Below are 6,575 nucleotides of genomic sequence, written 5' to 3'. Positions count from 1 at the left end.
GGGCTCGATCGTGCCGATGGGCGATGTGATCCAGTATGTGGAACCGGCCAAAACCGGCGACGTGACGCTGGACATCTATCCGGGTAAGGATGCGTCTTCCTACCTCTATGAGGACGACGGCGAAACCTTCGACTATGAAACCGGCGAATATGCGAAGACCGACTACGCGGCGCAGACGCTGGAAGGCGAAATCAACATCCAGCTCAGCGCGCGCACTGGCAGTTACGCGGCGGAGGACCGCGACTACTATCTGAACGTCCATACCCAGAAGGAGCCGGAGAGCGTCGCCGTGGACGGCGTTTCGCTGGAGAAGAAGGCGTCCATGCAGGATGTCAGGGATTCCGAAAGCGGTTACTTCTATGATTTCTCAAAGCGCGTGATCTTCGCGAAATTCGCGGACGACACGCAGGCGAAGGACATTGTGATCAAGGTCGACACCAACGAGGTGTATGACGGCGACATCAACGCGGGCGTATCGGTCGACTACGACCTGAAGGTCGAGGACGACTTCCGCGTGGCGTACAACTGGTCCGCGGTCGGCGCAACGATGACCGAGGACGTCAACAACGGCAGCGCGGTTGTCGCAGTCAAGCCCGAAGCCCAGAGCGGTTCGATCAGCAGGGGCTTCGTGGACATCAACACCGAGCTGTATCCGTACTTCAAATTCAAGGTGGACAGCACCACCGGCCAATATGCGGTCAAGATGACCACCGGCGTGACCGAAACGACCGTCTATCCTCAGTCCTCTGCGGGCGGCGTGTTCATTGTGCCGTATAAGGAGCTGATGGGACTGTCCGGCGTCAACACCATCAAGGTGACGCTCGAAGCGATCGGCGAGAACAGCCAGACGAAGTTCGGCTTTGTCAAGTTCACCGGCGCCGAGACCGGCGATTATATGAATAAAACCTACTCCCTGCGCGAATGGGTTTCGGGCGGCGACAGCCAGGCATTGATCAGTTACAGCAATCCGGGCATCAAGCTGACCAATGTGTTCTCGGACGGACACCAGAACCCGTACGCAGGCATGAACCGCCAGTTTGTCGTGGACATCGACCGCACGCCGTATCTGCGCGTGAACGTCGCGTCCTACTCGAATGCATCGGCGGATGTGAAGCTGAAGACCGAGGGAACAGAGGTATCGCTCGGCTCGCTGGGCACCGATACCACAAAGCTCTATGATATCAGGGAACTGACCGGCCTTTCCGGCACGCACATCGTCACGGTGAACCCGGCCGTGCTCGGCGGAAACGGCAGCTCGGTCACATTCGATTCGATTGAATTCCTGAATGAGCAGGACGCTTCGATGGAGACAAACAGGACCGGCGCATCCTGGCAGCCGGATTCCGGCCGCATCGCGACGTCGCTGGGCACCGAGGGCGTCGAGATCCGCCAGTCCGGCCGCGACGTGAACATCGATGAGGGATGGGGCGCCGTCTCCAAGGATCTGTTCATCGATTTCAGCAAGGTCAGCCATCTCAAGCTGAATCTGGCGACCTACTCCTCCACGCTGTACAAGCTGTCCATCCGGGATGCCGAAGGACACAGCTATGAGTTGAAGGCGTCGGACGACAGCAGTGTGAACAGCATCGTCAAGCTGGACAAGGCCGCCATGCAGCAGGCGGGACTGTCCGTCGAGGGCATGCAGCGCTATACGGTGGTCATCGGCATGAACGACTTCCGTCCGACACAGGAGGGCGTCGTCACCATTAAAGCCATGCAGTTCATCGCGGCGGCGACAGTCGATCGTTTCGACTCGGTCTACTCCTACGAGCAGTGGAGCATGAACGACAAGCAGGCGCAGCTGTCCTACCTGAACCCGGGACTTAAGCTGACCAATGTGATGACCGACACCTCCAAGAATGAATCCGCGTCGGTGAGCCGCAGCTACTATGTGGATCTGGACGCGACGCCGTATCTCAGCATCAGCGCGGCGGACTTCACTGGGGGCGCGCAGTACCTCTGCAAGGTCATGGTGCCGGGCTCGGTCGGCGAGACGGTTGCGATTACGGGGAACAGCGCACAGACCAGAATCATCAACCTGAAAGCCCTGCTGGGACTCGAAGGCTTACAGTACGTCACCATCATCCCGACTGTGGTCGGCGGCGACGGCGCGGCGTTCACACTGAACGCGGTCGGCTTCATCAGCACGGTGTCGGGCGAAGGCATCAGCGGCATCCGGATTGACGGCGAACCGCTGCAGGACTTTGCGAAGGACCGCACCAGCTACGAGGTCAACATAGATTCCTCCTCCTCCACCCTGCCGGTTGTCAGCGTCGACAAGGAAGACGACTCGGTCGAGGTGGGGATCGAACAGGCCACCCCGGTTTCCCCGACCGCGGTCATCACGGTCGTCAACAAAAACGGCGAGGTCTACACCTACACCATCAACTTTACGGATGCCTATGCGACCTGGCTGAGCGACATCGACTGGAAGTCCGCGACAGCCGGCGTGGCAAACGGCGTCAGGAAGGATACCTCCTATGAGAACCCGCTGTCCCTGAAGGATGCGGATGGAAATGTTGTCCGTTACAACAAGGGCGTCAGCGCGCACGCGAATGCAACGATCATCTACGATATCCGGGACAAGGGCTACGATGCGTTCGAAGCGATTGTCGGCGTCAACGCGCTGAAAAACGACAGCCGCTCCAGCATCAACATCATGGTCTATGTCGACGGCGTCAAAGCGGTTGAGACCGGTGAGATGAAGGTTGACACCCCGGCCAAGTACCTGAACGTGGCGCTGACCGGCAAGTCCGAATTGAAGCTGGTGGTCGACGGGCTCGGAGACATCAGCGCGGACCACGCGGATTTCTGCAACGCAAAGCTGCTGACCTCCCAGTACAAGGTCACCTATGCCAGCGACATCGACTGGGTCTCCGCGACAGCGGGCGCGGGCACGGTTCAGAAGGACCGTTCCCATGAATTTGCGCTTGCCGTTAAGGACGCTAAGAAGAACATCATGCTGTACCAGAAGGGTCTCGGCACCCATGCGCAGTCTGAAATCGTATACAACATTGAAGGCAGAAACTATCTGAAGTTTGAAGCCATGGTCGGCGTCAACGCGATCAAGAACCGTGAGACCAGTTCGGTCAACTTTATGGTCTATGCCGACGGCGTCAAGGTCTATGAAAGCGGTACGCTGAAGGTAAACGACGCGGCCAAACGCGTTTCGGTCAATCTGGAGGGCGTCAAGGAGCTCAAGCTCGTATCCGACAAGGCGGACGGCAGCATCGATTCGGATCACGCCGACTGGTGCGACGCGAAGTTCCTGGGTGTGCGCGGCGATGACCCGCAGCCGCCGGACGTGAAGGACTTCGAAATGCGTGACAACTGGACGATTGTCAATGAGGACGATCTGTATTATCATATCGACAGCAAGGATCAGATCACCATGACGGCGACCCAGGGAGACTTCAGCTCGGGCATCCGCAACGCGAAGAACATCGTCGTCAGCGATGTCAGCGGCGACTACACGGTCACCACCAGGCTGAAGTTTAGCCCCGATACCCGTTATCAGACCGCGGGCCTCATGATCTACGGAGACAACGACAACTACTTCTCCGCCTTCAAGCGGTTCCATCCGTCCTTTGGCGGAAACTGCTTCACGGCGAACCACCTGCACAATATGGATTTCAGCGAACAGCCTGTCAGCGATCCGCATCCGGACCAGGATGTCTGGCTGAAGATCGAGAAGAACGGAACGCTGTTTGTGGCGTCCTACAGCTATGACAACGAGAACTGGACCGAAATCGGCCGCAAGGACAACCCGGATCTGGCGTCCATGCAGATGAAGGCCGGCATCTACGCGGTGGCCAGCACCATCGATACGACCCCGGACATCCCGGCGGTGTTCAGTGAATACAAGGTCAACGGCGAACCGGTGCTGTTCGGCTACAAGCCGCAGGTCCGCGAGGGCTACGGCGAACTCGGACTGCGTGAGAACTGGTCGGTCGTCCGTGAGAACCCGGAGAAATACACCGTCAACGAGGATGGCAGCATCACACTGACCTGCGTGCTCGGCGACCTGACCGGCGGCGCGGGATCGAGCGCGCAGAACATGGTCATGACGCCGGTTTCCGGAGACTTTACGACGAAGGTCAAGGTCGCCTTCGCAAATCCCGACACTGTTTTCCAGACTGCCGGATTTGTGATCTACGGCGACGACAACACCTCCTTTGCCATCACCAAGCGGTTCCACAATGCGTTCGGCGGAAACTGCTTCTCCGCGAACAATCTGGACAACGGCAGCTTCAGCGAACAGCCGAAGCCGGATACGCAGGCGGCGGACGATGTCTGGATGAAGATTGAAAAGACCGGAAACCTGTTCATCGCGTCGATAAGCTATGACGATGAAACCTGGACGGAGATTGGCCGCAAGGAAAACGCGGCGCTGGCCGGCATGGATATGAAGGTCGGCATCTACTCCGGTTACGGCGGCGTCGGCATAGTTGCGCCGGAGATTCCGGCTACCTTCCGCGACCTTGGCGTGAACGGCGAGCTTCTGCCGTTCGGCGTCTTCAAGGAAGCCATCTCCAGCGAGCACTTCAACGAGAAATACGGCGAAGTGACCGTTCTGGAGAATCTTGGATACAGCGCATTCCTCAGCCTGTTCGGCCAGCAGAAGGGCGAGATCGTCCTGAAGGATGCCGAAGGCAATGCCGTCAAAGGCAATGTTCAGAACGGCTATACGATGGAACTGGTGGTGGACGGCGCAGTCACCGACCGCGCCGACATCATCACGACGAACGACGTCGATGTGGAAGCGGGCGATGTGGACTACAGCGGCTCCAGAGGCGTTGCCGACCTGCTGATGGTCAAGTCCTACATCCTGCAGCGCACCGACTTTGCAAAATGGCAGTTCGAAGCCGCAGATGTCAACAAGGACGGCATCATCAACATCTTCGATCTCGTTGAGATCAAATTCATGATCCTGAGGGGATAACGCTTTTCTAAATGGATAACACATTCTGAACCTTGGGATTATGGTTTCTTTCAATGAGTCCCGTTCTGCCGGCGGTTTACTTCCGCCCAATCAGAACCGGATTGCATAGATTCTCCTTGCAAAGGCCCCTGCCGATCTAATCGGCAGGGGCCTTGGTTTTTGGATAGAACGCAGTCGCTTACTGTGCTATAATAAGCAGCGAGAATGATAAGGAATCAGCAGGTTTGATGCATCGTGGAGCGAGCGCCTTATTGCCGTGCCGATACGGCGTGTAGAAAGAATGACAGCACTCGACGGATTCCAGTTTGCAGAATGGAGAGAAACGTGATAAAATAATCTTTGAATAGAGTTTACACTTGGAAAGAGGTTATGAATAGATGAATGCAGAGATATTGTGTGTCGGAACCGAGCTGCTGCTTGGCGACACGCTCAACACCAACGCGAGCTTTTTGGGAAAGGAGCTGGCAAAGCGCGGCATTTTTGTCTACTATCAGTCGGTCATCGGGGACAACGAGGGCAGGCTCAGACAGGCGCTGGAACTGGCGCTTTCACGGTGCGACATGGTCGTCACGACCGGCGGGCTTGGACCGACCTATGACGATCTGACCAAGGAGACGGTGGCGGACTATTTCGGCAGGGAGATGGTGCTCGATGAAACCGCCCTGCGGGAGATGCACGACTTCTTCGACCGCATCGGCCGGGAGTTCACCGAAAACAACGCCAAGCAGGCGATGATTCCGAAAGGCGCCGTTCCGCTGCAAAACCACAACGGCACCGCGCCGGGCGTCTTTCTCGAGCAGGACGGCAAAACGGTTATCCTGCTGCCGGGCCCGCCGCGCGAGATGCAGCCGATGTTCCTGAACGAGGCGGTTCCGCTGCTGAAAAAATACCGGCAGAGCGTGCTGTGTTCCCGCAACATCCATGTGTTCGGCGTTGGGGAATCCAAGATTGAAAGCATGCTGCATGACCGGATGCTCGAAAGCATGAACCCGACCATCGCGCCGTATGCGAAGGACGGCGAGGTGCTTTTACGTGTGACCGCATCCGCAGGAGATCAAGAGACAGCTGAAAAGATGCTGGAAGCGCCGGTGCGGGAGATTGTCGATCTGCTGGGAGACGCTGTCTACGGCATCGATGTCGAATCCCTGCAGAATGCCGTCGTGCAGAGGCTTGCCCAGCTTGGCATGAATGCCGCGACGGCTGAAAGCTGCACCGGCGGGCTGATTTCGAAGCGCATCACCGAGGTGCCCGGCTCCTCCGAGGTGTTCGAGTGCGGCGTGTGTTCCTACGCGAACCGCATCAAGGAACAGGTGCTGGGTGTGGGGAGCGAAACCCTGCGGCGGCATGGGGCGGTATCGCCGCAGACCGCCGCCGAGATGGCCGCTGGTGTGCGCAGAATATCCGGCGCGGATATCGGCGTATCCACGACCGGCATCGCGGGCCCGGGCGGCGGCAGTGAACATAAGCCGGTGGGCCTTGTCTATGTCGGCATCGACAGCGGCTTTTATCAGGATGTTCTGGAACTGCATCTGGCGCGCGGATACGACAACGACCGGGAGATGATCCGATATCTGGCATCCTCCCATGCGCTGAACCTGATTCTCAAGGCCTGCAAAAAGCTGTAAAGGAGAAA

2 protein-coding genes are annotated in these 6,575 nt (G+C 58.0%); both read left to right on the top strand.

Annotated features, from left to right (window positions below; genetic code table 11):
* Positions 1 to 16: 16 nt before the first annotated feature.
* Positions 17 to 4,942 (top strand): NPCBM/NEW2 domain-containing protein, encoded by a 4,926-nt coding sequence (locus BN348_RS08295; RefSeq protein ID WP_040197407.1) that lies wholly within the window; start codon positions 17 to 19, stop codon positions 4,940 to 4,942.
* 377 nt (positions 4,943 to 5,319) lie between these two features.
* Complete coding sequence (locus tag BN348_RS08290) at positions 5,320 to 6,567, top strand: competence/damage-inducible protein A (protein WP_040197405.1); 1,248 nt, start codon at positions 5,320 to 5,322, stop codon at positions 6,565 to 6,567.
* Positions 6,568 to 6,575 lie beyond the last annotated feature (8 nt).

The sequence above is a fragment of the Candidatus Soleaferrea massiliensis AP7 genome, from assembly GCF_000820765.1.
Taxonomy (GTDB): Bacteria; Bacillota; Clostridia; order Oscillospirales; family Ruminococcaceae; genus Soleaferrea; species Soleaferrea massiliensis.
Note: the sequence above shows the minus strand (reverse complement) of the source record. Positions and strands in the feature narration are given on the sequence as shown.

Coding starts and splice junctions, on each gene's coding strand:
- BN348_RS08295 (WP_040197407.1), top strand. CDS start 17: ATGGGCGATGTGATCCAGTATGTGGAACCGGCCAAAACCGGCGACGTG.
- BN348_RS08290 (WP_040197405.1), top strand. CDS start 5,320: ATGAATGCAGAGATATTGTGTGTCGGAACCGAGCTGCTGCTTGGCGAC.